The organism is Pseudomonas rhizozeae (assembly GCF_031583775.1).
In the GTDB taxonomy this organism is placed as follows: Bacteria; Pseudomonadota; Gammaproteobacteria; order Pseudomonadales; family Pseudomonadaceae; genus Aquipseudomonas.
In genome coordinates this window covers 422,804-446,583 of sequence record NZ_JAVLSB010000021.1, presented here as the reverse complement: position 1 = coordinate 446,583, position 23,780 = coordinate 422,804, and the positions used below count along the sequence as shown (strand labels likewise).

Here is a 23,780-nt window from a genome sequence, read left to right as displayed (position 1 = left end):
TGATGAAAAAGTTTTTCAAAAAAACCGGTGCCGTGCTGCGCCAGACCTGGGTCTGGACCTTGCTGCTGGTGTTGTTCGTGGCGCTGCTGGTGTGGTTCGCCGGGCCGCTGCTGGCCGTCAACGATTACAAGTTCTGGGGTGGCTCGTCCGCGCGGTTGTTGAGCATCAGCCTGTTGTTTTTGCTCTGGGGCCTGAGCATGGTCTTCGTCAGTTGGCGCGCCGCTGTGCGCAAGAAAGCCGTCGAGGCCACCGAGGACGGCCAGCAGCGCATTCGCCGTGATGAGCTGATCGAAGAGGAGAGCCGTGAGTTGAAGGCGCGTTTCAAGGATGCGCTGAAAACCCTGCAGACCTCGAGCCTGTATCGCGGCCGCAGCGAGCGCTGGCGCAGTGACTTGCCGTGGTATTTGCTGATCGGCCCGCAAGCCAGCGGCAAGACCAGCCTGCTGGACTTCTCGGGGCTGGAATTCCCGATCAACAAGATCGAACGCAAGCTGACCCGTGACACCGTCGGCACCCGACACTGCGACTGGTATTTCGCCGACCACGGGGTGCTGATCGACACGGCCGGTCGCTACCTGACCCAGCCGGATGTCGAGGTCGACGGCAGTGCCTGGAGCACCTTGCTCGCGCTGCTGCGCCAGCGTCGGCGCAGTCGTCCGTTGAACGGCGTGCTGGTAACCATTGCGGTGGAGACCCTGCTCGGCGGCAGCGAGAAAGACCTCGAGACCCTGGCCCGCCAGGTGCGCGCGCGTCTGCAAGAGGTGCATCAAACACTGCATGTCGACGTGCCGATCTACCTGGTCCTGAGCAAGGCCGACCGGTTGCTCGGCTTCGATGAATTCTTCGATCAACTCACCCGCGAAGAAAGCGATCAAGTGCTGGGCACCAGTTTCCGCAAGGAGCAGAGCGGCAGCGATGTCGCGGTGCTGCGAGCCGAATTTGAAGAACTGCTGCGGCGTCTCAACAGCCAAGTGATCATGCGCATGCATCAGGAACGCAATACCCAGCGCCGGGGACGCATCCTCGACTTCCCGCATCAGTTGGGGCAAATCGGTGAGCGCTTGTGCCTGTTCGTCGACATGGCATTTACCGGCAATCGTTATCAGCGCGCCAGCCAATTACGCGGTTTCTACCTGACCAGCGCACCGCACCTCACCGGACAAATGGACGAGACCGCCGCCAGCATCGGCGCTAACTTGGGCATGAACGCCGGGGTGTTGCCAACTTTACGCAGTGGCCGCTCGCGGTTCATTCACCACGTGCTCAGCCGGGTGATTTTCCCCGAGGCCAACCTGGCCGGGTTGGACAAACGCGAGCGCAGCCGCATCCATTGGGGCCAGCGTGCGTTGTATATCGGCGCTCTGGCGACGCTCACGCTGTTCGGCGTACTGTGGGCCAGTGGTTTCTCAGCCAACTACGAGCGTCTTGAAAGCCTGCGCAACCTGGCGCAGACCTGGAAGGAGCAACGCTCGGTACTCAGCGCTCGCGACGACTCGATGGCGGCGCTGCATGTCCTCGATACTCGTTACACCGCGACCCGTACCTTCGCGAAAACCGCCGACCTGGCGTATTACCAACGGACCGGGTTGTATCAAGGTGGCGCTGTCAATCCGCTGGTCGCTGCGGCGTACGAGCAAGAGCTTGCAGCGCAACTGTTGCCCAGGGTCGCGACTTTGCTCGAAGGCCAGATCCGCGCCAACCTGCATGATCGCGAGCGGCTGCTTAACAGCCTGCGCGCGTACCTGATGCTGAACATGCAGGACCGTCGCGATGCTCGTTGGCTCAAAGAGTGGCTCGCCCGTGACTGGTCGGTGCGCTACGCCGGCAACACCGCCGTACAGAACGGCTTGAACACGCACCTTGAGCGTTTGCTGCAACAGCCATTTATCCATCCGCTGAACGAGCAATTGGTGGCCCAGGCGCGGCAAGTGTTGCGCAGTGAATCCCTGGCCAACGTGGTGTATCGCATGCTGCGCGAGCAGGCTCGCGATTTGCCGGAATACCGTTTGGGTCAGCACCTCGGCCCGCAAGGTGCACTGCTTATCGGCACCGATTACCGAATCCCGGGTTTCTACACCCAACAGGGTTATCAGCAGTATTTTTCGGTCCAGGGCTCAGCGCTGGTTACCCATCTCCTGCGCGACAACTGGGTGCTGGGTGAAGGTGCCGGCATCAGCGGCATGGACCTGCGGCGGCTGATGGTCGAACTGGAGCAACTGTACTTCCACGACTACGCCCATTTCTGGAGCGAGGCGGTGGGGCAGGTCGCGCTGCCGCCGATCAATGACGCGGGCGAGGGTGCCGAGCAGCTGGCCGGTCTGACCTCGGCCAACTCGCCAATCGTGCAGTTGCTGGTGCAGGTGCGTGACAACACTCGCTTCCCGATGATTGCCGACAGCGCCGATGGCGCCGATGGCGCGCTCAAGGTTGCGGACCAACTCGCGGAGAAGGGCGGCAAGCTCGGCAAACTGGCGGCCGCTGCGGCGGATAAAGCCTCGGACATGGCCTCGAACTTAGCCACGCAGCTACCGGATACCGCGAAGAAATCCCTGCAACGGCGCTTCGAACCTTTGCACCATTTGCTCGATGACCACAACGGTCCGGCCGCGGACCTGATGCCGGCATTGCAGGCCCTCGACGAGGTGCAGATGCAGCTATCGAGCCTGGCCCGGGCGAGTGCGCCCGAGCAAGCCGCGTATGAAATGGCCAAGCTGCGCATGAGCGGCCAGCGCGACGCCTTGAGCATCTTGCGCAACGTCTCGGGACGGTTGCCACGGCCGCTCAGCGCGTGGTTCGGCGGGCTGGCCGAAGACACCTGGCGCCTGGTGCTCAGCGACGCGTATCAGTACCTGAATCAGCGTTATCAGAGCGAGCTATACAGCTTTTATGGCAAGGCCATCAATAAGCGTTACCCGTTCAGCGCCAGCAGCACCAGTGACGTGGCCATCAGCGACTTCCGCGAGTTCTTCAAGGCCCAGGGCATTGCCGACCGGTTCTTCGATCACTACCTGCGACCCTTTGTCAGCGGCGATCCCGGCAACTACCGCCTGCGCAGCGTCGATGGTCGCAGCCTGCCGATGTCCAAGCTGTACTTCGACCAGATGGCCGCCGCGCAGGTGATCCGCCAGAGCTTTTTCTCTGCCAACCCGGACGAGCCGCAGGTGCAGTTCAAGCTTGAGCCGTACACCCTCGATCCGACGGTCGGCCGCGCCGAGTTCAAGTTCGGCGACAAAATCCTCGAATACCGTCACGGCCCGATCATGCCGGTGGCGTTCAAATGGCCGACCGACGCCGAGGACGGCCGCACTAGCCTGGTGATGGAAAAAATGGTCGGGAGGCCCATCGGCATCGAGAAAAATACCGGCCCCTGGTCGCTGTTCCGCCTGTTCGACCTGATGCAGACCGAGTACCTCCATGGCCGCGACGTCATGGTGCTCAAGGCCGATGTCGGTGGCCTGCGCGCCAATTACCTGCTGACCAGTCAGCGCACGCCGAACCCGTTCGACATGGCCGTGCTGCGAACTTTCCGTATGCCGGTACGGCTCTGATGCCAGTGGGTAACGCTTGGCGCAGCGCGGCGCGAACCCACCCGGGCAAGGTCCGGGCGCACAACGAAGACGCTGTTCTCGATTGTCCACGGCAGGGCTTATGGGCGGTCGCTGATGGCATGGGCGGGCATCAGGGGGGCGACATCGCCAGCCAGTTGATCGTCGCCAGCCTCGCGGACCTACCGCCCCAAGACGATTTCAACGAGCGTCTGCAAGCGGTGCGTCGGTGTCTGCATTGGATCAACCGCCGCTTGAGCCATGAGTTGACGGTCAGCGCCGGACGCTCGGATAACGTCATCGGCAGCACCGTGGTGGCCCTGCTGCTGGAGGGTGACCGTGCAGCGTGCGTCTGGGCCGGCGATAGCCGTTGCTACCTGTGGCGTGGTCAGCGTTTGTATCAACTGTCCAGGGACCATTCATTGCAGCAGCAATTGATCGATGAACAACAGATGAGCCTCGACGACGCCCAGGCACATCCCGCCGCCCACGCCTTGACTCGCGCGGTGGGCGCCACTGAGCAGCTGACTCTCGACGTGCTGGAACTGCGGGTCGACCCCGACGATGCGTTTTTACTGTGCAGCGATGGCTTGTACCAAGGCCTGAGTAGCAACGCCTTGGGCGATGCCTTGAGCCTGGCAGCGCCGCATGTTGCCCTGGGACGTCTGTTCGACAGTGCATTGCGCGGCGAGGCAAAGGACAACCTGACTGCCGTGGTGATCCGCCAATGAGCCCAAGCCTGTCGCCGGATGATGATCTGATCGAGTGCGAAGCAGCGCCCTCCGACCTGACCTGCTTCGCCTTCGCCCATGCACCGCCGGTGGCGGTTATGCCGGCAGGTGCGCCGGCCACCCGCGCGAGCATTGGCGAGTTGCCGCAAGTGCTTGCCGGTCGCTACCGACTCGAACGCCTGCTCGGTGCTGGCGGCATGGGTGCGGTGTTCCGGGCGCGGGACTTGCTGCACGAGCAATTCGGCGATCCCGATCCTTACCTCGCGGTGAAAATCCTCAGCGAAGAGTTCGCCGAATCGCCGGACGCCAGCGCCTTGCTCTACAGCGAGTTCGCCCTGACCCGGCATCTGCGCCACGCCAACGTGCTGCGCTTGCACAGTTTTGAAGTCGACACCCAATGTCAGCGCGCATTTATCACCATGGAGCTGATGCGTGGGCTGACCCTCGACAAACTCCTGTGCGAGCGTCCGTTGGGCTTGCCGTGGCAAGAACAGTGCGACATCGCGCTGCCGTTGCTTGAGGCTCTGGCTTACGCCCACGCGCGTGGCGTGCTGCATGGCGACATCAAGCCGAGCAACGTGATGCTCTGCGAGCAAGGCGTGCGTCTGTTCGACTTCGGTCTGGGCCAGGCCGAGGCGGGCGAGTTGTCGGGTTTGCCACGTTTGAGCCGCGAGCGCTTCAACGCCTGGACGCCCGGTTACGCCGCGCCGGAATTGCACGATGGCGCGCCGCTGTCGGCCAGCGCAGACGTCTACGGCGTGGCGTGCGTGATTTATGAATTGGCGGGCGGCAAACCGCCGTTCCGCCGCTTGCCGTCGAACCAGGCCAGGGACGGCCAACTGGAGCGCGAACTGCACGCGCCCAGACGTTTGCCCAAGCGTTGCTGGCCCGTGCTACGCAAGGCGTTGAGCTTTGATCCGGCGCAGCGCACGGTCAGCGCGCTGCAATTGCATGACGTCTTGAGTAGCACGTCGTCATGGCTGCAACGCCGGGCTCATCGGCGCAATGGATGACACTCGAACAGGGAGCAAAACATGTTCAACCCCTCTAACGAAACGCGTTTCAGCCTGTCTGTCGACGGCTTCGAAGGCGACCTGCAAGTGCTGGCGTTTACCGGCACCGAGGGCATCAGCCGGACTTACCGCTTCGACCTGGATCTGGTCAGCGAAAATCCTGGCCTGGACCTGGAAGCCCTGCTGCACAAACAGGCATTTCTCGCGTTTGATTCGCCAGGTTCTGGCATTCACGGGCAGATTTACTGCGTCGCTCAAGGTGATGCCGGCACACGCCTGAGCCGCTACACCCTCTCGCTGGTGCCGCAGTTGCAATACCTGCATCACCGCCGCAACCAGCGCATCTATCAGCAGATGACGGCGCCGCAGATCATCGCGCGGATACTCGAAGAGCATGGCATCCAGGGCAACGCCTATCGCTTCCAGCTCAGCGTGCCATGCCCGGAGCGCGACTACTGCGTGCAGTACGACGAGACCGACCTGCATTTCGTCCAGCGTCTGTGTGAGGAGGAGGGGATTCACTATCACTTCGAACACAGCCAGAGCAGTCATACGCTGGTGTTCGGCGACGACCAGACCGTGTTCCCCAAACTCGACCCGCCGACCCCCTATGTGCCGGGCAGCGGCATGGTTGCTGAGGAACCGGCGATCAAAAGCTTTGAGTTACGCCTGGAGACCCGCACCGGTCGTACCACCCGTCGCGACTACGACTTCGAAAAACCGCGCCTGCAGCTGGAAGCGGGTTTTCGACTCGACAGCGAGGGCAGCGAGCCAGACCTTGAAGACTACGACTACCCCGGCCGTTTTCTGACCCGCGAGCGCGGCAAATTCCTCAGCCAACGCGCCCTCGAGCGCCACCGCGCCGACTACCGCCAGGCCGAAGGTTTCGGCGACCAGACCACCCTGGTCAGTGGCTACTTCCTGGAAATCTCCAGGCACCCGCGCCAGGAATGGAATGATCTGTGGCTGCTTACCGAGGTTTTCCATGAGGGCAAACAACCGCAAGTGCTGGAAGAGTTGATCACCAGCGCTATCACCGACCATAAAGACGACTTCCACCAGGGTTACCGCAATCGCTTTTTCGCCATCCCGTGGGACGTGTTCTACCGCCCGGCCCTCAAGCACCGCAAACCCCGTGTCCTCGGCAGCCAGACTGCGGTGGTCACTGGACCCAATGGGGAAGACATCCACTGCGATCAATACGGCCGCGTGAAAGTGCAATTCCATTGGGACCGCGAAGGCCAGGCCGACGACAAAACCAGCGGTTGGCTGCGCGTTTCCAATGCCTGGGCCGGCGATCGCTTTGGCGCCATCGCTATCCCCCGCGTCGGCACGGAAGTGCTCGTCACCTTCCTCGAAGGCGATCCCGACCAGCCGCTGGTCAGCGGTTGCCTGTACCACAAAGAAAACGAGGTGCCCTACAAGCTGCCGGCGAACAAAACCCGCAGCGTGTTCAAAAGCCTCAGCTCACCGGCTGGCGGTGGCTACAACGAACTGCGCATCGAAGACAAAAAAGGCGCCGAGCACATCTTCGTCCATGCCCAGCGTGATTGGGACGAGCACATCGAGCACGACCAGACCATCCGCGTCGGCCACCAGCGCCACGACACCGTCGAAAACAACACTTACACCGAACTCAAAGCCGAAGAACACCACACCACCGCCGCCGACCGTAAAACCGAAATTCGCGCCGACGACCACTTGACCGTCGGCGGTTCCCAGCACATCAAACTCGGCACCGCGCAACTCACCAGCGCCGGCAAGGAAATCCACCTCAAGGCTGGCGACAAAATCGTCATCGAGGCTGGAGTGGAGCTCACGGTGAAGGCGGGCGGCAGCTTTATCAAACTCGATGCCAACGGCGTCGCCCTGGTGGGCCCGGTGGTGAAGATCAATGAAGGTGGCTCGGCGGGGAACGGCACAGGGATTGCCATCAAGTTGCCGCAGCTACCCGGGGTGGAGGGCAGGGATGAGGCAGGGAGATCAGTGGAAGCGGCGTTAATCAATGCGCCCGAGGTGCAGCCCAAACGCAAACAGAAACGGATGCTCAGCTTTTCCGGTTAATCAACACAGACGGCCACCAAGCCACCAAGGAATGGAAGCAGGTTAGGGTCATGACAGAAACAATCAGCAAGATCGAAAAATGGTCGTATCCGCTCAAAACAGCGGCGGACGAGACGGCAGATCCGCAGCAGTTTTATCGAGCACTGGCCAAGGCCAGGGATGGTTACTACCCGCTCGGCGCCAATGGACTTTGGCACGGCGGCGTTCACTTTGATGAAGACACCGGATTGGTGAATGACGCGACGGAGGTCAGGTGCATCGCGGACGGCGAGGTCGTGGCTTATCGGATTGACGAGGTCTATCCGACGTCTGAGTTCGGTTCGATGCGTGCCCTGTATTCGACGGGGTTTGTGTTGGTTAAGCACCGTTTGGAAATCCCGGCTGACCCCGGCGCCCAACCCGCGCCTGGCCTGACGATTTTTAGTCTGTATATGCACCTGCTGGACTGGAGCACCTACCGCGCGACGCCCATCCTCGGTCGACCGGCATTCTGGAGCAGTGGTGTCGGGCAGGTCAAAGCAACCGCTAAGGCTCGAGTCTTGGGTTTAAGGGTGCGACAGGCACCGAAAGGCAAACCAGGTTATGGCACTGTCCTGACCGTATTACCTCGCGGCACGATCGTTGAAACGGGAGAAGCGGACCGAGGCTGGCTCAAAGTCGTTAGCGTTACGCCTGCGCAGGCCACCTTGGCGCCGGAAACGGGTTGGGTGTTCAAAGCGGAGATGACAGCGACCACAACGCCCAACCGTTACGTGATCGGACCTGCCGCGAAAGACGAAATGATCCCGCCGCAGAAGGGCCTGGAGGTGCGCGCGGCTGCCAGCCAAACCAGTGCGGTGAAAGCCATTTTGCCGATCGACACCCAAGTGAAAATCGGCAATGACGGAACGCCCGGTAAATACCAGAAACTGCTCGAAATCGTCAGCGGCAATGCCGTTCCGCCACTGGCGCTAACCGATGGGATTCTTGGTTATGTGTGGGAAGGTTCGTTAAAAACCATCAGTGAGCCGGCGACCAAAAACGCTGTTCATGTCCTGAATCAGCCATTTCCCTTGAAGGCCGGAAGCTTGATCGGGCATGTGGGCAAGTATCAAAACCACTCCGACCCTGCGCCCAGGAATTTGCTGCACCTTGAAGTATTCAGTTGCGAGGACGTGGAGGCCTTTGCGCAGCAGAGCAAGTCCCAAGTCATGAACCTGCCCGCCACTGAAAAGACGCTGGTCAAGATTCCGAAAGACAGCCTGTTGATTACCCATGTCGAAGGCATGAACGCGGCCAATCCGCCCAAAGTGACCGATGCGCACAAGACTGTTGGCCATGACTTTATGATCCCGGTCGCTGCACTTGAAGCGCTCCCCGCCGAGAAGAAAATCAAAGTCCCCGTGGTCATGGGCGGCAGCACTACCTACACGTTCTGGTGGCGTGTGGATGGATTGCTCGGGGACGCGGAGGGCAATGAGATCAGTGGCTGGTTCGCGGAGCCCGATATCGCGTTGTCACGGCATTCACCTTTTGAGTGGGAAGGGTTTACGTTTATTAAAGAAGCGGCGACCAATGTTGATCATTTGGCAGACTTTCTTCAAGCGCAGGGCAGCCTTGATGAAGAAGAGCGGGCAGCTTATTTGTCAAATCTCGGGATTACCAACAATGGCCCTGTTAAGCAAAGTTTGTATCGCATTTTTGATAAAAATGACGACAAGAAAATCACGATCTTAGAGATAAGGGAGGCACTTGCGAAACCTTGGTTTTCCCAGCCCATCTCTCAAATGATTACGCAGTACGAGAGCGAGTGGCAGTACAGATATGAGAAATGGGATTGTTTAGATGAGCTGATGGGTCATAGCGACTCTAGTCCGCATGAATTATGGATTAAAGAAAAGTCCAGAATTGATAGATTAAGTTGGTGGGATACTCTGTCGGGGCGTCACGGAATGAGCGGTAGCGCAGTTGTTCACCATCTTCATCCCCTGGGTTTATTGAATAATTTTTTGTCCGGGTGTCCAGAAAAGTGCAAGTCAGAAGTTTATACGATGGAGACATCGGTTGGGTTATACGTTGTCTCCAAAAAGTTATTTGAATTTTTGCTTCAAATCGAGTCCTATCGAGAGCATCCCTATGCGTTAACTGACAATAATAGTGGTGTGACCATTGGGTATGGCTATGATCTTGGTCAGCAAACGGCTGCGCGGGTTGATGCAGAGCTGGCGGGTCTTTATACGGCGCATGAAATCGATAGGCTGAAAGGCGCCCTAGGGAGAAAAGGCCAGGATGCAAGAGACTTTCTTCATAATGTAAGTTCAATAGCTATAAGTAAAGAAAACGCTTTGAAGCTTGCAGTCATAATGAAGAAGAGGTACGCGCAGCAAGTCGTCAACGTTTATCCCAAAGCGATTGGTTTGCACCCTGATTGCCAAGGCGTACTACTTTCCCTTGTGGTCAATAGAGGCAGCGCTTTAAGTGGCAATACTCCAGCTGCAGCTCTGCGCCGTCTGGAGATGAAACAGATAAAGGAAGATCTCGATGGTGACCAGCCAGAGTTAATTCCTTCGCGGCTGCGTAGTATGAAACGGCTTTGGGAAGATGATGCCCAGACAGCCGGGGTCGCTCTGAGACGCGAAAAAGAGGCCGTATTTTTTGAGGAGGCATTGAAATGCAGTTGTTGGAAATAGTTTATAAATCAATAGCGTTTTTCTCGGTATTGTCGTTCTCAATAACGCCCGCATTTGGTGACATTAAATGTAATATTGTAAATTTATCTAATCCAAATATTGTATCCTGCTCTCAAATTTCTTTTGAGAGAATAGACAAAATTCTTAATGAGCAATATAAAGCGTTATCGGCGGATATAGACTCGTCTTTAAAGCCGAATTTGCTAGCAACACAAAGAGCCTGGATAAAACTTAAAGAGGAATACTGTGTTGGTGATGATTATTCAGGTCTGGAAGGGCCGATAGAACGTCTTTCGTGCATGAAGCAATTTACCAGTTTCCGTTTGAATGAACTTGTTTATCTACGAACGGGTGTGATAAACGATGGATTTTATAAAGCAGTGTCAATTGTCAATGAAAGGATCACTGCCATGAACTACATCAAAGCGTTCGAATATGTAAGTGGTGAAGTAAGCTTTGGTCATTTATGGTCGGACTACGCAGAAAAGAATTGCGCCATGACGTTAATTCTATACGGCGAGGCTACTGACAAATGTATGGCGAGAATGAAGTTTCAGATGCCTATTCATTAAAGTTGATGAGGGTAGCAGCCGTGCGCAAATGTGCGAGACCGGGCATATCGAGCCCAGCGACCCGTGAAGCAGTATTTTGCGGTGGTGAGCAGGACTATCCGGGATCTCGGCTCCAACTAGTTCACGACTGACGCCGCTACTTGAAGAACATTTCCGGCTACCTGGCGCGGCGTCGCTCAGGCAGAAAAGCGTGACTTGGCAGTCATCATGCAGGAAAACCATTTCATCTTCCCGTAACGCGTTGCAATGGTGGTGTTATCGGGCCAACTCGCTAAACTGCCCCGGCCGTTCATTTTCGATTGAGGCTATGCGCATGAAATTTCGTTTTCTGTTGTGGATGCTGGGTTTATTGATGGGCAAGGCCAGTAGGACCAACCCCGCGTTTCAGCAGCAGTTGGGTGACAAGGAGTTGGTGTTTCAGCTACAGACCCTGGACGGGAGAGTGGCGCGGCATTTTCGAGTGAAGGATCAGCGTATCACCAGTCAGTCGGGGACTTACCCGGAGCCGGCGTTTGCGATCGCGTTCAAGGATGCAGCGTACGGCTTTGCGACGCTGCAGGCCAAGAACAAGCAGTTGGCGTTTATGACGGGGATTCAGGACAAGTCTATTCAGATCAAGGGCAACCCGGCGCTGGTGATCTGGTTCCAGGGGTTGACCAAGTATTTGAAGCCGAGGAAGGCCAAGCCTAAGGCTTGAGTGGGGCGTGTAGAGTGGCTGGTTTTGGGGCTGCTGCGCATCCCAGCGGGAGCAAGCCCCCTCGCCATGGGTTGGGTGGTATTTCAGGAAGTGCGGGTTGGATTCTTCGCGAGTAGGCTCGCTTCCACAGTCGATTGACTGTGGAAGTGGTGCCTCAGGCCTGGCTGAACTGAGAAGCCAGTTCGCGCAGCAGCACTTCGGCTTCGAGTACTTTGCTGACGACGTCGTTGGCTTTGTCGCGGGTCAGACCGACGCGTTCCAGCAGGGCATCGGGGATGTCCTCGTCGGGACCTGAGCCGATGCCGCGAGCGCGCAGCAGGCGCACGGCCAGACAGACCAAGTTCGGATATTCGGCGTAGGCGCCGTCGTAGTGCGGGTCGTGCTGGAAGCGCAGGGCGGTGGCCAGTTCGTCGGGCATGTCCCAGAAACGCATCAGCCAAGAGCCGATCTGTTCGCGGCTGATGCCCAGCAGGTGTTGCTCGACGTAGCTGTGGCACAGGTGCGGGTTGACCTCCAAATGACGGCAGATCAACGAGAAGTGCGGCGGGAACACATGCGCCAATAGTAAATAGCCGAAGTTGTGCAGCAGGCCGGCCAGGTAGGTCAGGCCGGCTTCCGGGCGTTGGGCGCGGGGCATGGCGCGGGTCAGGCCTTCGATGACGGCAGCGGTGTAGATCGACTGCTGCCAGTACGGCGTGGTCTGTTGCGGATGGTCCTTGGGCAGGCTCAGGGTTTTGCCGAGGGCCAGGCCCAGCGCCAGGTTGATCACCAGATCAAAACCCAGCACCCGCACGATCGCGTCTTCCACCGAACGAATCTTGCCCGGCGACGCGTAGTACGGCGACGCCGCCCAGCTCACCACTTGTGCGGCCAATGCCGGGTCGGTTTCGACCACGCCAGTAATGTCGTCGATGGTGGCGTTGGGGTCGACCCGCAGCTTGATGATTTTCTGCGCGGTCTCGGCCAGCGGTGGAATTTCAATTGTGGATTCGAGACGTTGCTGGATACGCCGCGCGGTGAACGCCTGGACGGCCTGGGTGATTTCCTTGCGGTCGTCGTCCGGGCGGTCGAGGTTCGGCTGGATGCGGCTCACGGCCTCACCGAAATTGGCGGCGCTGGCCTTGGTGAGCATGGTTTTGAAATCGTCACTGCTGACTTCCAGCAACAATCCAGGTTCGCCGCAATTGATCAGCAGCGAAGGCACGCGCAGCAGGCTTTCTTCGTACAGGCACGGCGCCGAGACCAGGGCCGGCAGGCCGGGCAACAGGCTGAGGTTGTGCTTGCCGAGCATCTTCTCGAGGCGATCGGTTGGCACCGCAGTGAGGCGGCGGCCGGTCAGTTCGGTGAGACGGTTGAGGTCCAGTAACTGGCTCTGCGGAAACAGGATCATCAACGCCCCGACCGCGTCGTCGAGCAGCACGGCCTGGACTCGGCGCTCGGCGCTCAGGCCCGGTTGATCAAGGACTTCCGTGTAGCTGATGCCGAGTTTGCCGAGCATCAGCCGAATAACAGACGGAGCGTGCGGGGTGGCGGGTGCGAGGGCAGCTTCTGTCATGACCTGTATCCGTTTTTGAAACAATTGCAGGAGTATAACCAGCTTGCGAATCGCTATCGCCTAGAAACTGCGACGGTGCTCACACTTGGCCGTATTGCTGGCCATGGCGCAGCCAGCGATCGAGCAGCGGGCTGACGTGGTCGGGCCAGCGCTCCAGCAGGGCTTGGGCGGCGTCGCGCACGGCGGGCAGCAAGTCGGCGTCGCGCATCAGGTCCGCAACCTTGAATTGCAGCAAACCGGTCTGGCGGGTGCCGAGCATTTCGCCGGGGCCGCGCAGCTCCAGGTCTTTCTCGGCGATGACAAAACCGTCGTTGGTTTCGCGCATGATGCCCAGGCGTTGGCGGCCGATCTGCGACAGCGGCGGATGATAGAGCAGCACGCAATGGCTGGCGGCGCTGCCTCGGCCGACGCGTCCGCGCAATTGGTGCAGTTGTGCCAGGCCAAGGCGTTCGGGGTTTTCAATAATCATCAGGCTGGCGTTGGGCACGTCGACGCCGACCTCGATCACCGTGGTCGCGACCAATAGCTGCAGATTGCCGGCCTTGAATTCGGCCATCACTGCGGCTTTCTCGACCGGCTTCATGCGCCCGTGGATCAGCCCGACCTTCAGCTCGCCGAGGGCGGCGGTGAGGTCTTCGAAAGTGGTTTCGGCGGCCTGGCAGGTCAGCTCTTCCGACTCTTCGATCAGCGTGCACACCCAATAGGCCTGGCGGCCCTCGGCACAGGCGCCGCGTACGCGCTCGATCACTTCGACGCGGCGGGTATCGGTCACCAGCACGGTGTTGACCGGGGTGCGGCCGGGGGGCAATTCATCGAGGATCGAGGTATCGAGATCGGCGTAAGCGCTCATCGCCAGGGTTCGTGGGATCGGTGTGGCGGTCATGATCAACTGATGTGGACACATGCGCCCGCCGACGCCTTTCTGGCGCAACGCCAGCCGTTGCTGCACGCCGAAACGGTGTTGCTCGTCGATGATCACCAGCGCCAGGTTCTTGAACTTCACCTCGTCCTGGAACAGCGCATGGGTGCCGACCACCATCGGCGTGCCGCTGGCGATCTGCTCCAGCGCAGCCACCCGGTTCTTGCCTTTGAGTTTGCCGGCCAGCCACGCCACTTCAATGCCCAGCGGTTCGAGCCAGCGCTTGAAGGTGATGAAGTGCTGTTCAGCGAGAATCTCGGTGGGCGCCATCAGCGCCACTTGATAACCGGACTCCAGCGCTTGCAGGGCGGCAAGGGCGGCGACCACGGTTTTGCCGGCGCCGACGTCACCCTGAATCAGCCGCAGCATCGGCTCGTGCTGACTGAGGTCGTAGGCGATTTCGTTGCCAACCCGTTGTTGGGCGCCAGTCGGGGCGAAGCCGAGGTTGGCCAGGTACTTGGCCGGCAGCTGCTTGGCCTTCGGCATCGCCGGGGCGCGCAACGAACGCATGCTTTCGCGCAGGCGTTGTTGCGAGAGCTGGTGGGTCAGCAGTTCTTCGAAGGCCAGGCGATGCTGGGCCCAGTGATGACCGAGCGCCAACTCGTCGACATCGGCGTCGGCGGGCGGGTGATGCAAATAGCGGATCGCATCGGCCAGCGGCGCCAGTTGATAGTCACGGGCGAGTTCGGTCGGCAGCCAGTCGGGCAGGCTGGTGGGCCCCAGCAGGGTCAATGTCTGCATGCACAGTTGACGCAAGCGCTGTTGGGTCAGGCCTTCGGTCAGCGGGTAGACCGGGGTCAGGGTTTCGTCCACGGGCGGCGGCTCGTCGCCGGTGATGGCGCGGTATTCCGGGTGGTAGATTTCCAGGCCTGACGCGCCGGGCCGGGCTTCGCCGTAACAGCGAATCCGCGTGCCGCGCTTGAGGCCTTCTTTCTGCGCGTTGCTGAAATGGTAGAAGCGCAGGCTTAAGCCGCCGGTGCCGTCCTGCAAGCGCACGACCAGGCTGCGGCGGCGGCCCATGACCACATCGGCGCCGCTGACGGTGCCTTCAATGACGGCGTCCTGGCCGGGGCGCAAATGGCCGATCGGCACCACACGAGTGCGGTCCTGATAACGCAGCGGCAGGTGAAACAGCACGTCCTGAAGGTTTTCCAGGCCAACCTTGGCCAATTTTTCGGCCATGGCTTCACCGACGCCCTTGAGCGCAGTGACCGAGACCTGCGACAGCTCTGTCATGACCGAGGATTAACCGGCCACCACCGGCACCGGTGGCTTGGCCACGGAGCACAGGCGAATGGAGTCGGCGAGGATCTCGATGGCTTTCGGCCGCGGGAAACTGGCGCGCCAGGCGATGGCCACGGTACGGAACGGCACCGGCGGCGTCAGTGGCCGCACGGCAATCACGCCGGGAGCGTAGTGATGGCTGTCGACTGCCGACAGCGGCAGGATCGAAATGCCCAGCCCCGAGGCGACCATGTGGCGGATGGTTTCCAGCGAACTGGATTCCACCGTGGTGTGCTTGGCGCCGTCGTTGCCCTTGGTCAGCGTCGGGCAGGCTTCGAGCACCTGGTCGCGGAAGCAGTGGCCTTCGCCGAGCAGCAGCAAGCTCTTGTCGTTGAGCAAGCCAGCGTCGATCGATTCCCTTTGCGTCCACGGGTGCTGGGCCGGCATCAGGACGTAGAACGGCTCATCGTAGAGCGGCAGGGTCAGCACGTCGGCTTCATTGAACGGCAGGGCGATGATGATCGCGTCCAGTTCGCCGTTGCGCAGTTTGTCGCGCAGCACGTGGGTGAAGTTTTCTTCGATGTACAACGGCATCTGCGGGGCGACCCGGTGCAGTTGCGGAATCAGGTGCGGGAACAGATAAGGGCCAACCGTGTAGATCGCGCCGACTTTCAGCGGAGCGGTCAGTTGGTTCTTGCCAGCCTGGGCCAGTTCGCGGATGCCTTGCGCCTGCTCCAGGACTTTCTGCGCCTGAGCCACAATGCCTTCGCCGACCGGAGTCAGGCGCACGGCACTTTTGCTGCGCTCGAAAATCAGCACACCGAGTTCGTCTTCAAGCTTTTTCACGCCCACCGAAAGCGTCGGTTGACTGACGTGGCAACGCTCGGCCGCATGGCCGAAATGCTGCTCTTGGGCGAGGGTAACGATGTAGCGTAATTCTGTGAGGGTCATTAGCAAGCGTCCATGAAGTTGCGGGCCAGGCGGACCAACAGTAATCGATAGACGCAGGTTATCAGAACGATTGTATGAAGCGACACCGGGCAATGCGTGTTCGTCGTTACCGGATACGCAAAAAGGCACCTTTTGGTGCCTTTCCGGGTGTGACGCAGTCGAGTGAGAGCAAGCTCCCGCGCCACAGGGTTCTGCGTCAGCGGCGGCGGTCCAGCGAATACACAAATGGCGCGACGATTTCGATCGAGCCGTTGTTCAGCATGTCGGCCGGTGGCTTGGGCAGTGGCTGGGCGCGACGGATCATTTCCAGGGTGGCCCGGTCCAGATCGGCGTTGCCGGAGCGTCCGACGAGTTCGAACGACAGCACGTTACCTTCGGCATCAACTACGAACCGCAGACGGTTCAAGCCTTCCTTGCCTCGCGCCTGAGCACTGGCCGGGTACTTTTTGTACTTGGCCAAGTGGGCGAGCAGCGTGCCTTGCCAACTGGCCTTGGCCGCCATCTGCGCCGGCGAAGGGCCGGGTGCGGGCTGGGCGGATTTCTCTGTCGGCGCCTGGGTCGGTTGAGTTTCGGCCGGTTTTTCCTCGGAAGGTTTTTCCTTCGGTGGATCGGGCTTCTTCTCGACCGGCTTCGGTGGCTGCGGCTTGGGCTTGGGTTTGACCGGCTTGGGCACGGCAATCTCAGCCTTCGGTGCTTCCGCCAGTTTCGGCAGCGGCAGTTCCTCGACCGGAGCCGGTGGCTGCGGTGGCGTGACGACTTTCGGCGGTGCCGGCGGTGGTGGGGCTGGAATCGGCGCCAGCTCGACCATCATGGCCTGGGGAGGCAGCTCGATGGGTGGGCGGGCGGACCAGTTCAGCGCCAGCGCGATGGCCAGGGCGTGAACGCCTAGCACCACGGCCAGGCTACCGCTGTAACGCGTCAGCTTATGGCGCGTCGTGATCATTTCTTGGCTGCCGTCTCGAGTCCGACCAGGCCAACCTTCAGGTAACCGGCAGCGCGCAAAGCGTCCATCACGCCCATCAGGTCGCCGTAGTCCACGCCTTTGTCGGCCTGGAAGAAGATCGTCGTGTCTTTCTTGCCTTGAGTCTTGGCATCGAGCGTCGCGCCCAGGGCCTCGGTTTTGACTTCGTCTTCCCCGAGGAACAGGCGCTGGTCAGCCTTGACGCTGAGGAACACTGGCTTCTCTGGCCGCGGTGCCGGTTTGGCGGTGGACGCGGGCAGGTCAACCTTGATGTCGACGGTGGCCAGCGGTGCAGCGACCATGAAGATGATCAGCAGCACCAGCATGACGTCGATGAACGGCGTGACGTTGATTTCGTGGTTCTCGGCCAGATCGTCGTCTGCGCCTTCTTTCAAATGCAGGCCCATGGCCGATTACCCCATTTTCACCATGTGCGGTTGCGAACTGCGCTCGACCGGTTGGTGGTCGAGATCGCGGCTGACCAGCAGCAGGACTTCTGCTGAAGCATCGGAGACCTGCGCCTTGTAGCCGGCGATGGAACGGGCGAAGACGTTGTAGATGACCACCGCAGGAATCGCCGCGACCAGGCCAAGCGCCGTGGCCAGCAGGGCTTCGGCGATGCCGGGCGCGACGACGGCGAGGTTGGTGGTCTGGGTTTTGGCAATGCCGATGAAGCTGTTCATGATGCCCCACACGGTGCCGAACAGGCCGACGAAGGGCGCGGTGGAACCGATGGTTGCGAGCACGCCGGTGCCGCTGCTCATGTTGCGACCGCAGGCGGCAACGAGGCGCTCGAGGCGGAAGCTGACGCGCTCCTTGATGCCTTCTTTTTCACGGCTGTTGACCGACAAGCGCATTTCTTCGAGAGCGTCGTGCACCAGAATATTGGCCAGGGTACCGGGCTTGGTCGAGCAGGCGCTCGCTTCGGTCAGGGTGGTGGCTTTTTTCAGGGCAAGGATTTCCTGGCGCAGACGGCGCTTGGCGCCCATCAGTTCGAAGCCCTTGGCGATCCAGATGGTCCAGGTGATGATTGAGGCGATGGCCAGGCCGATCATCACGATTTTGACGATGATGTCGGCGTTCTGGTACATGCCCCACGGCGACAGGTCGTGGGCCATGCCCAACGTGTTGTCGGCTTCGAGCACTTCCGGTGCTTCATTACCGGTGGCGGGGGCTGGATCGGTTGCCAACGGGGTGGCAGCTGGCGCGGTAGCCGGTGCAGCCTGTTCGGCCGCTGGCGGTGTAGCGGGTGCCTGGGCGTCAGCGATGGCGGCCGCCGGGGTCAGCAGCAGGCTGAACAGCATGACGGCCAGCGCGCTCCAGGCGCGAGGTCGGGTGGTTGGCGAAGCGGGTTTTTGATTGCGTGTCATGCTGGCCGGACCTGAAGGGGGAAATAAGGTTAATGTTCTTCAAGGCCTCGTAGGCCGAGAACAAAAGTGGCGGGCATTATTGCAAGTAATTCTTGTTAACAAAAGTAATAAGGTAACTTTTTTTCCGCTCATGCCCGCCGCCTGTCTTGTGCCGTGCGGGGTTTAACCGTTGCTAATGGGAGTTTTCAGATGTCAGGGCCTTCTGTATTGATCGCCGGTTGTGGCGATGTCGGCAGTCGTCTGGCCGAGCAGTTACTGGCTGAGCAATGGCAGGTGTTTGGGCTGCGGCGCACGGTTTCACGGCTGCCGGCGGGCGTGATCGGGGTCGCGGGCGACTTGTTCAACGAACAATGCCCTGCGGATTGGCCGGCGACGACGCTGGATTATCTGGTGTATAGCGCGGCCGCCACCGACCACGATGAGGCCGGCTACCGCGCGGCGTATGTCGAGGGGTTGCAGCATGTGCTGAGCTGGTTGAAGCAACACGGCCAGCAGCCAAAGCGGATTCTGTTCGTGTCCAGCAGCAGCGTGTATGGGCAGCAGGCAGGGGAGTGGATCGACGAAACCTCCGCCACCGAGGCCAGTGGTTACTCTGGGCGGCTGATGCTGGAAGCCGAACAGTTGGCGCTCGACAGCGGCATCCCGGCAACGCGCGTGCGTCTGACCGGTATCTATGGCCCCGGCCGCGAATGGCTGCTGACCCAAGTGCGTCGCGGTTATCGCGTGGCGGTGGAACCGCCGTTATATGGCAACCGGATTCACGCCGATGACGCGGCAGGGTTGATGGCGTTTCTGCTGAAGGCCGATCACCAAGGCGAGGCGCTGGACGATTGCTACATCGGCGTCGACGATGCACCGGCGCCGCTGGCCGAAGTGGTGGCCTGGCTGCGCGAATACATGGGCGTTACCGAATGGGCCGAGGATGCCACCGTGCGTCGAACCGGCAGCAAGCGCTGCAGCAACGCCCGGGCCAAGGCGTTGGGCTGGCTGCCCGGATACGCGACTTATCGCGAGGGGTATGCGGCGGTGCTGGCGGGGAGCTGATAAACGATAGTGGGAGCGAGCTCGCTCGCTCCCACTGCGGGTTACTGCTTCTCCAGCAACCACTTGCGATCGCCGGCGGTGTACGACGGCATTTCATCCGCCAATGCCGTGTTCACGCTCTGGAAAATCTCCAGGGTTTTGCCTTTGCGCGCAAAGATCCAGCTATTGCCTTGGCCACCTTGTTGCAGCCAGATGCTGTCGTTGCCGCCGCTCATCGAGGCGCAATCGCCCGCCAGGCACAACGCGTAGCGATCAGCGCCGGGCAGACCGGTGACTTGGCCGTCGGCCTGGAACTGCACGGTATTGCCCTCGCCGTTACCGCTGACGACTTGCCAGCTGCCGCCCATATAGGCGGAGTACAGCGCTCGCTCGAAGCTGGCGCCGATCGGTGCACCCTCAGGCACGGGAATCACGGCGCGGTCGAAGACTTGTTCTGGCTCATTTTCGCTGGCGGCCTGGCTCAACTGCTTGCCGTCGCGTTTGAGTTCAGTGGCCGAACTGCCGTAAAAGTCGACGGCCCAGGCCCCGGGCTTCTCGCCCAGCAATTTGCCCTCGACGTTTTCAAAACCGTTGGTGTAGCGGGCCTGGGCTGCCTTGGTGTTGACGTCCCATTCCAGGTTCGGACCGTATGCCTGCAGTGCTTCGCGCAGCGGACCGCCCTTGGCCGCGGCATCGATCGCCACCTGGTTGATCCAGGTGCCGCTGATATCACGATCTGCAGGGTTGCTGGCACAGCCGCCGAGGAGCACGGCGCACAAGGAGAGGGCAAGCGCTTTGCGCATGGTGGAATCCTTTCAAAGCGAAGTCGGCGCAGCGGCGGACGCTGCGCCGGGTGTATTACTCGATGACCAGGATGGCATCCATTTCAACCTGCGAACCTTTCGGCAGAGCGGCCACGCCGATGGCGGCGCGTGCCGGGTAAGGCTGGTCGAAGTACTTGCCCATGATCTCGTTGACCTTGGCGAAGTGGCTCAGGTCGGTGAGGAAGATGTTCAGCTTGACGATGTCTTTGAACGAACCGCCGGCAGCTTCGGCCACGGCCTTGAGGTTCTCGAACACCTGCACGGTCTGGGCTTCGAAGCCTTCGACCAGTTCCATGGTTTTTGGATCGAGGGGGATCTGACCGGACATGTAGACGGTGTTGCCGGCCTTGATCGCCTGTGAATAGGTGCCGATGGCGGCGGGGGCCTTGTCGCTGGTGATAACAGTCTTGGTCATGAAGAACTCCTGGTAATGGGAAGGGCTACGCCCGCATGCGAGTGATGCGGATGACCCCGGTCAGGGCGCGCAGTTTCTTGATCACGCGGGCCAGGTGCACGCGGTCGTGCACGCTGACCACCAGTTGGACGACGCTGATGCGACCATCGCGTTCATCCATGCTGATTTTTTCGATATTGCCGTCGGCAGCGTTGACGCTGCTGGCCAGCAGGGCAATCAGGCCACGCTGGTGTTCCAGCTCGACGCGCAGCTCGACGTTGAATTCGCCGGTGACATCCTTGGCCCAGGAGAGCTGGATGCATTTTTCCGGGTTGTGGCGGATTTCGCTGATGTTGCGGCAGTTGTCCAGGTGCACGACCATGCCTTTGCCCGCGGACAGGTGGCCGACAATCGGATCGCCCGGGATTGGCGTGCAACACTTGGCGTAGCTGAGCACCAGGCCTTCGGTGCCGCGAATTGCCAGTGGACCTTCAGGGCTCGGCAGTTGTTCGCCTTCGCCCAGCAGGCGGCGGGCGACTACGTAAGCCATGCGATTGCCCAGGCCGATGTCTTCGAGCAAGTCTTCGATCAGTTCGAGGCGGTACTCATTGAGCATCAGCGCCACGCGTTCGGCCGGGATTTTCTCCAGCGAACTGTCGAATCCGTTCAGCACCTTGTTCAGCAGGCGCTCGCCGAGGCTGATGGATTCGGAGCGGCGTTGCAGCTTGAGCGCATGGCGAATATGCGTGCGGGCCTTGCCGGTGACCACGAAGTTGAGCCAGGCCGGGTTTGGCCGTGCGCCGGGGGCACTGACGATCTCGACCGTGGAGCCGCTTTGCAGCGGTTCAGACAGCGGCGCGAGACGGCGATTGATTCGGCAGGCAATGCAGCTGTTGCCAACGTCGGTGTGTACGGCATAAGCGAAGTCGACCGCCGTGGAGCCCTTGGGCAGCTCCATGATTCGGCCCTTGGGCGTGAACACGTAGACCTCGTCCGGGAACAGGTCAATCTTCACGCTTTCAATGAATTCCAGCGAGTTGCCCGCGCGTTGCTGCATTTCCAGCACGCCTTTAACCCACTGCCGTGCGCGGGCGTGGGTGCCTTTCGGTTGTTCGTCGCCGCTGGATTTGTACAGCCAATGGGCAGCGATGCCGTTGTTGGCCATCTCTTCCATCTCACGGGTGCGGATCTGGATTTCGATCGGAACGCCATGCATGCCGAAGAGCGTGGTGTGCAGCGACTGATAGCCGTTGGCCTTGGGGATGGCGATGTAGTCCTTGAAGCGTCCCGGCAAAGGTTTGTACAAATTATGTACAGCACCCAGAACGCGGTAGCAGGTGTCCACCTTGTCGACGATGATCCGGAACGCGTAGACGTCCATGATCTCGTTGAAGGCCCGACGTTTGCCGCGCATTTTCTTGTAGATGCCGTAGAGGTGTTTCTGCCGACCGCTGACCTCGCCCTGGATGCCGTCGATGGCCAGGCAGTGGCTGAGGGATTCTTCGATTTTGTTGACGATTTCCTTGCGATTGCCCCGGGCGCGCTTGACGGCCTGGTAGATCCGCGCGGATCGCATCGGGTGCATGGCCTTGAAGCCGAGGTCTTCGAATTCGATGCGGATGGCGTGCATGCCGAGCCGGTTGGCGATCGGCGCATAGATTTCCAGGGTTTCCTTGGCGATGCGCCGGCGTTTCTCGCCGGACAGCACTTCCAGCGTGCGCATGTTGTGCAGGCGGTCGGCCAGCTTGACCAGGATCACGCGAATGTCGCGGGCCATGGCCATGGCCATTTTCTGGAAGTTTTCAGCCTGGGCTTCGGCCTTGGTCTCGAAGTTCATCTGGGTCAGTTTGCTGACCCCGTCGACCAGTTCGGCTACGGTTTCACCGAACTGCGCTTGCAGCGCTTCTTTGGCAATCCCGGTGTCTTCGATCACGTCGTGCAGCATGGCGGCCATCAGGCTTTGATGGTCCATGTGCATGTCGGCAAGAATATTCGCCACTGCAAGCGGGTGCGTGACGTACGCCTCGCCGCTGCGGCGGCGTTGGCCGTCGTGGGCTTGTTCGGCGTAGAAATAGGCTCGGCGGACCAGATTGACCTGGTCCGTGCCGAGGTAGGTCGATAAGCGATCGGCGAGGGCGTCTATGCTCGGCATGATGACTCCTGCCGTAAGCTGTATTCCCGCGCCGTGCTACGTCGACCAGGCATAGGCTTAGACGGCCTCGTTGGACTCGTCCTCGAACGCTGCGAACAGCGGTTCGTCTTCAACGATTTCTTCGTTGGCGATCATTTCGTAGCTCACCAGGCCTTCAGCGATTTCGCGCAGGGCCACCACGGTAGGCTTGTCGTTTTCCCATGCTACTTTCGGCTCTTTGCCGCCTGTAGCCAGTTGACGGGCACGCTTGGTAGAGAGCATGACCAGCTCAAAGCGGTTATCCACGTGTTCTAGACAGTCTTCAACGGTTACGCGGGCCATGGTCTTCCTCGTAGCAAAATGCAAGATGCGCGCTGCCCGGATGGGCGAGCGGACTCAGCAGTTTAAAAAATCACCAGCGATTAGGGAAGCGCTGATTTTTTAACCAGACCCTCAAACACGCTGCAAGTGCCAATGTAAGGCCCTCGCAGCTATTTTGGGAAGGGCTGTTTAACCGAGCAATTCAGCCAAAAGTTTTCCATGCAGCTGCTGTTGACGCTTCTGGTGCAGCTGATTGGCGCGGAAAATGGCCTTCAAGTCATGCAGCGCGTGGGCAAAGTCGTCGTTGATGATCAGGTAGTCATAGTCGACGTAATGGCTCATTTCGCTGACTGCCTCGCGCATCCGTCCGTCAATGATCTCGTCGCTGTCCTGGCCACGGTTGGTCAGGCGCTGGTGCAAGGCCTGCAGCGACGGCGGCAGAATGAAGATCGAGCGGGCTTGCGGCATGAGCTTGCGCACTTGCTCCGCACCTTGCCAGTCGATCTCCAGGATCAGGTCGTGGCCTGCGTCCAGGGTTTGCTGCAGGTGGCTTTGCGAGGTGCCGTAGAGGTTGCCGAACACTTCGGCGCGCTCCAGGAAGTCGCCGTGTTCGCCCATCTTCACGAACACTTCTCGCGAGACGAAGTGATAGTTCACCCCGTCCACTTCACCCGGGCGCATGGCGCGGGTGGTGTGGGAGACCGAGACGCGGATCTGCTGGTCGGCGTCAGTCAGGGCCTTGACCAAGCTGCTCTTGCCCGCGCCAGAAGGGGCGGAAATGATGTACAGGGTGCCAGTGCTGTGGGTCATGTCGGG

The 23,780-nt window shown here is 60.3% G+C and carries 19 protein-coding genes; 8 read left to right on the top strand and 11 right to left on the bottom strand.

Translation table 11 applies throughout. The features are described 5' to 3' along the window. Positions 1 to 2 precede the first annotated feature (2 nt). The 7 genes from tssM (at position 3) to RG836_RS06345 (ending at position 11,291) form a co-directional block, all read left to right on the top strand. Positions 3 to 3,548 carry a type VI secretion system membrane subunit TssM gene (gene tssM, locus RG836_RS06375; RefSeq protein ID WP_310844150.1) on the top strand — a complete coding sequence of 1,182 codons (3,546 nt, stop codon included), beginning with the start codon at positions 3 to 5 and terminating at the stop codon, positions 3,546 to 3,548. Next, positions 3,548 to 4,276, top strand: coding sequence for a PP2C family protein-serine/threonine phosphatase (locus tag RG836_RS06370; protein WP_310844148.1), 729 nt, complete (start codon positions 3,548 to 3,550; stop codon positions 4,274 to 4,276). Before tssM ends, RG836_RS06370 begins: the two co-directional genes overlap by 1 nt. Next, positions 4,273 to 5,289, top strand: coding sequence for a serine/threonine-protein kinase (locus RG836_RS06365; protein WP_310844146.1), 1,017 nt, complete (start codon positions 4,273 to 4,275; stop codon positions 5,287 to 5,289). The genes RG836_RS06370 and RG836_RS06365 overlap by 4 nt, the downstream gene beginning before the upstream one ends. Positions 5,290 to 5,310: 21 nt before the next feature. Next, entirely contained in the window at positions 5,311 to 7,353 is a 2,043-nt protein-coding gene (locus RG836_RS06360) for a type VI secretion system Vgr family protein (protein WP_310844144.1), read from the top strand. Positions 7,354 to 7,403: 50 nt separating this feature from the next. Further along, entirely contained in the window at positions 7,404 to 10,022 is a 2,619-nt protein-coding gene (locus tag RG836_RS06355; RefSeq protein WP_310844142.1) for a pesticin C-terminus-like muramidase, read from the top strand. Continuing rightward, positions 10,004 to 10,594 (top strand): lysozyme inhibitor LprI family protein, encoded by a 591-nt coding sequence (locus tag RG836_RS06350; protein ID WP_310844139.1) that lies wholly within the window; start codon positions 10,004 to 10,006, stop codon positions 10,592 to 10,594. The genes RG836_RS06355 and RG836_RS06350 overlap by 19 nt, the downstream gene beginning before the upstream one ends. A gap of 313 nt (positions 10,595 to 10,907) precedes the next feature. Beyond that, entirely contained in the window at positions 10,908 to 11,291 is a 384-nt protein-coding gene (locus tag RG836_RS06345; protein WP_310844138.1) for a helicase, read from the top strand. A gap of 154 nt (positions 11,292 to 11,445) precedes the next feature. On the opposite strand, the gene RG836_RS06340 is transcribed toward RG836_RS06345, so the two are convergent. The 6 genes from RG836_RS06340 to exbB all read right to left on the bottom strand — a co-directional run bounded on the left by RG836_RS06340 (position 11,446) and on the right by exbB (position 18,271). After that, complete coding sequence (locus RG836_RS06340) at positions 11,446 to 12,846, bottom strand: aminoacyl-tRNA deacylase and HDOD domain-containing protein (protein WP_310844137.1); 1,401 nt, start codon at positions 12,844 to 12,846, stop codon at positions 11,446 to 11,448. A 79-nt stretch (positions 12,847 to 12,925) separates the two neighbouring features. Next, positions 12,926 to 15,001 (bottom strand): ATP-dependent DNA helicase RecG, encoded by a 2,076-nt coding sequence (gene recG, locus RG836_RS06335; RefSeq protein WP_310844135.1) that lies wholly within the window; start codon positions 14,999 to 15,001, stop codon positions 12,926 to 12,928. Positions 15,002 to 15,010: 9 nt separating this feature from the next. Further along, on the bottom strand, positions 15,011 to 15,940 hold the full coding sequence (locus RG836_RS06330) for a hydrogen peroxide-inducible genes activator (RefSeq protein ID WP_310844133.1): 930 nt from the start codon (positions 15,938 to 15,940) through the stop codon (positions 15,011 to 15,013). A 196-nt stretch (positions 15,941 to 16,136) separates the two neighbouring features. Then, positions 16,137 to 16,883 (bottom strand): energy transducer TonB, encoded by a 747-nt coding sequence (locus RG836_RS06325; protein WP_310844132.1) that lies wholly within the window; start codon positions 16,881 to 16,883, stop codon positions 16,137 to 16,139. Then, positions 16,880 to 17,308 carry a TonB system transport protein ExbD gene (gene exbD / locus RG836_RS06320; protein WP_310844131.1) on the bottom strand — a complete coding sequence of 143 codons (429 nt, stop codon included), beginning with the start codon at positions 17,306 to 17,308 and terminating at the stop codon, positions 16,880 to 16,882. Before exbD ends, RG836_RS06325 begins: the two co-directional genes overlap by 4 nt. A 6-nt stretch (positions 17,309 to 17,314) precedes the next feature. Beyond that, positions 17,315 to 18,271, bottom strand: a complete 957-nt coding sequence (gene exbB / locus RG836_RS06315) for a tonB-system energizer ExbB (RefSeq protein WP_310844129.1) — start codon at positions 18,269 to 18,271, stop codon at positions 17,315 to 17,317. Between the two features lie 189 nt (positions 18,272 to 18,460). On the opposite strand from exbB, the gene RG836_RS06310 reads away from it, so the two are divergent. Further along, complete coding sequence (locus tag RG836_RS06310) at positions 18,461 to 19,315, top strand: SDR family oxidoreductase (protein WP_310844126.1); 855 nt, start codon at positions 18,461 to 18,463, stop codon at positions 19,313 to 19,315. 41 nt (positions 19,316 to 19,356) lie between these two features. Here RG836_RS06310 and RG836_RS06305 read toward each other — a convergent pair whose 3' ends face one another. From RG836_RS06305 to gmk, 5 genes are all read right to left on the bottom strand, one after another. After that, entirely contained in the window at positions 19,357 to 20,097 is a 741-nt protein-coding gene (locus RG836_RS06305; protein WP_310844124.1) for a putative periplasmic lipoprotein, read from the bottom strand. Positions 20,098 to 20,152: 55 nt separating this feature from the next. After that, complete coding sequence (locus tag RG836_RS06300) at positions 20,153 to 20,533, bottom strand: RidA family protein (RefSeq protein ID WP_003229509.1); 381 nt, start codon at positions 20,531 to 20,533, stop codon at positions 20,153 to 20,155. A gap of 25 nt (positions 20,534 to 20,558) precedes the next feature. Then, on the bottom strand, positions 20,559 to 22,664 hold the full coding sequence (gene spoT / locus RG836_RS06295) for a bifunctional GTP diphosphokinase/guanosine-3',5'-bis pyrophosphate 3'-pyrophosphohydrolase (RefSeq protein ID WP_310844122.1): 2,106 nt from the start codon (positions 22,662 to 22,664) through the stop codon (positions 20,559 to 20,561). Between the two features lie 57 nt (positions 22,665 to 22,721). After that, positions 22,722 to 22,985, bottom strand: a complete 264-nt coding sequence (gene rpoZ, locus RG836_RS06290; RefSeq protein ID WP_010447888.1) for a DNA-directed RNA polymerase subunit omega — start codon at positions 22,983 to 22,985, stop codon at positions 22,722 to 22,724. A gap of 168 nt (positions 22,986 to 23,153) precedes the next feature. Further along, positions 23,154 to 23,774: a guanylate kinase gene (gene gmk, locus RG836_RS06285; protein WP_310844119.1), complete on the bottom strand. Its 621-nt coding sequence runs from the start codon at positions 23,772 to 23,774 to the stop codon at positions 23,154 to 23,156. Between the last annotated feature and the right edge of the window lie 6 nt (positions 23,775 to 23,780).

What these genes read in the sequence shown, in the direction of transcription:
- recG (WP_310844135.1), bottom strand. Translation starts at nt 15,001, where the DNA reads ATGACAGAGCTGTCGCAGGTCTCGGTCACTGCGCTCAAGGGCGTCGGT.
- gmk (WP_310844119.1), bottom strand. Translation starts at nt 23,774, where the DNA reads ATGACCCACAGCACTGGCACCCTGTACATCATTTCCGCCCCTTCTGGC.
- RG836_RS06305 (WP_310844124.1), bottom strand. Translation starts at nt 20,097, where the DNA reads ATGCGCAAAGCGCTTGCCCTCTCCTTGTGCGCCGTGCTCCTCGGCGGC.
- RG836_RS06345 (WP_310844138.1), top strand. Translation starts at nt 10,908, where the DNA reads ATGAAATTTCGTTTTCTGTTGTGGATGCTGGGTTTATTGATGGGCAAG.
- RG836_RS06325 (WP_310844132.1), bottom strand. Translation starts at nt 16,883, where the DNA reads ATGATCACGACGCGCCATAAGCTGACGCGTTACAGCGGTAGCCTGGCC.
- RG836_RS06370 (WP_310844148.1), top strand. Translation starts at nt 3,548, where the DNA reads ATGCCAGTGGGTAACGCTTGGCGCAGCGCGGCGCGAACCCACCCGGGC.
- spoT (WP_310844122.1), bottom strand. Translation starts at nt 22,664, where the DNA reads ATGCCGAGCATAGACGCCCTCGCCGATCGCTTATCGACCTACCTCGGC.
- RG836_RS06330 (WP_310844133.1), bottom strand. Translation starts at nt 15,940, where the DNA reads ATGACCCTCACAGAATTACGCTACATCGTTACCCTCGCCCAAGAGCAG.
- RG836_RS06360 (WP_310844144.1), top strand. Translation starts at nt 5,311, where the DNA reads ATGTTCAACCCCTCTAACGAAACGCGTTTCAGCCTGTCTGTCGACGGC.
- RG836_RS06340 (WP_310844137.1), bottom strand. Translation starts at nt 12,846, where the DNA reads ATGACAGAAGCTGCCCTCGCACCCGCCACCCCGCACGCTCCGTCTGTT.
- RG836_RS06300 (WP_003229509.1), bottom strand. Translation starts at nt 20,533, where the DNA reads ATGACCAAGACTGTTATCACCAGCGACAAGGCCCCCGCCGCCATCGGC.
- exbB (WP_310844129.1), bottom strand. Translation starts at nt 18,271, where the DNA reads ATGACACGCAATCAAAAACCCGCTTCGCCAACCACCCGACCTCGCGCC.
- tssM (WP_310844150.1), top strand. Translation starts at nt 3, where the DNA reads ATGAAAAAGTTTTTCAAAAAAACCGGTGCCGTGCTGCGCCAGACCTGG.
- RG836_RS06355 (WP_310844142.1), top strand. Translation starts at nt 7,404, where the DNA reads ATGACAGAAACAATCAGCAAGATCGAAAAATGGTCGTATCCGCTCAAA.
- RG836_RS06350 (WP_310844139.1), top strand. Translation starts at nt 10,004, where the DNA reads ATGCAGTTGTTGGAAATAGTTTATAAATCAATAGCGTTTTTCTCGGTA.
- RG836_RS06310 (WP_310844126.1), top strand. Translation starts at nt 18,461, where the DNA reads ATGTCAGGGCCTTCTGTATTGATCGCCGGTTGTGGCGATGTCGGCAGT.
- RG836_RS06365 (WP_310844146.1), top strand. Translation starts at nt 4,273, where the DNA reads ATGAGCCCAAGCCTGTCGCCGGATGATGATCTGATCGAGTGCGAAGCA.
- exbD (WP_310844131.1), bottom strand. Translation starts at nt 17,308, where the DNA reads ATGGGCCTGCATTTGAAAGAAGGCGCAGACGACGATCTGGCCGAGAAC.
- rpoZ (WP_010447888.1), bottom strand. Translation starts at nt 22,985, where the DNA reads ATGGCCCGCGTAACCGTTGAAGACTGTCTAGAACACGTGGATAACCGC.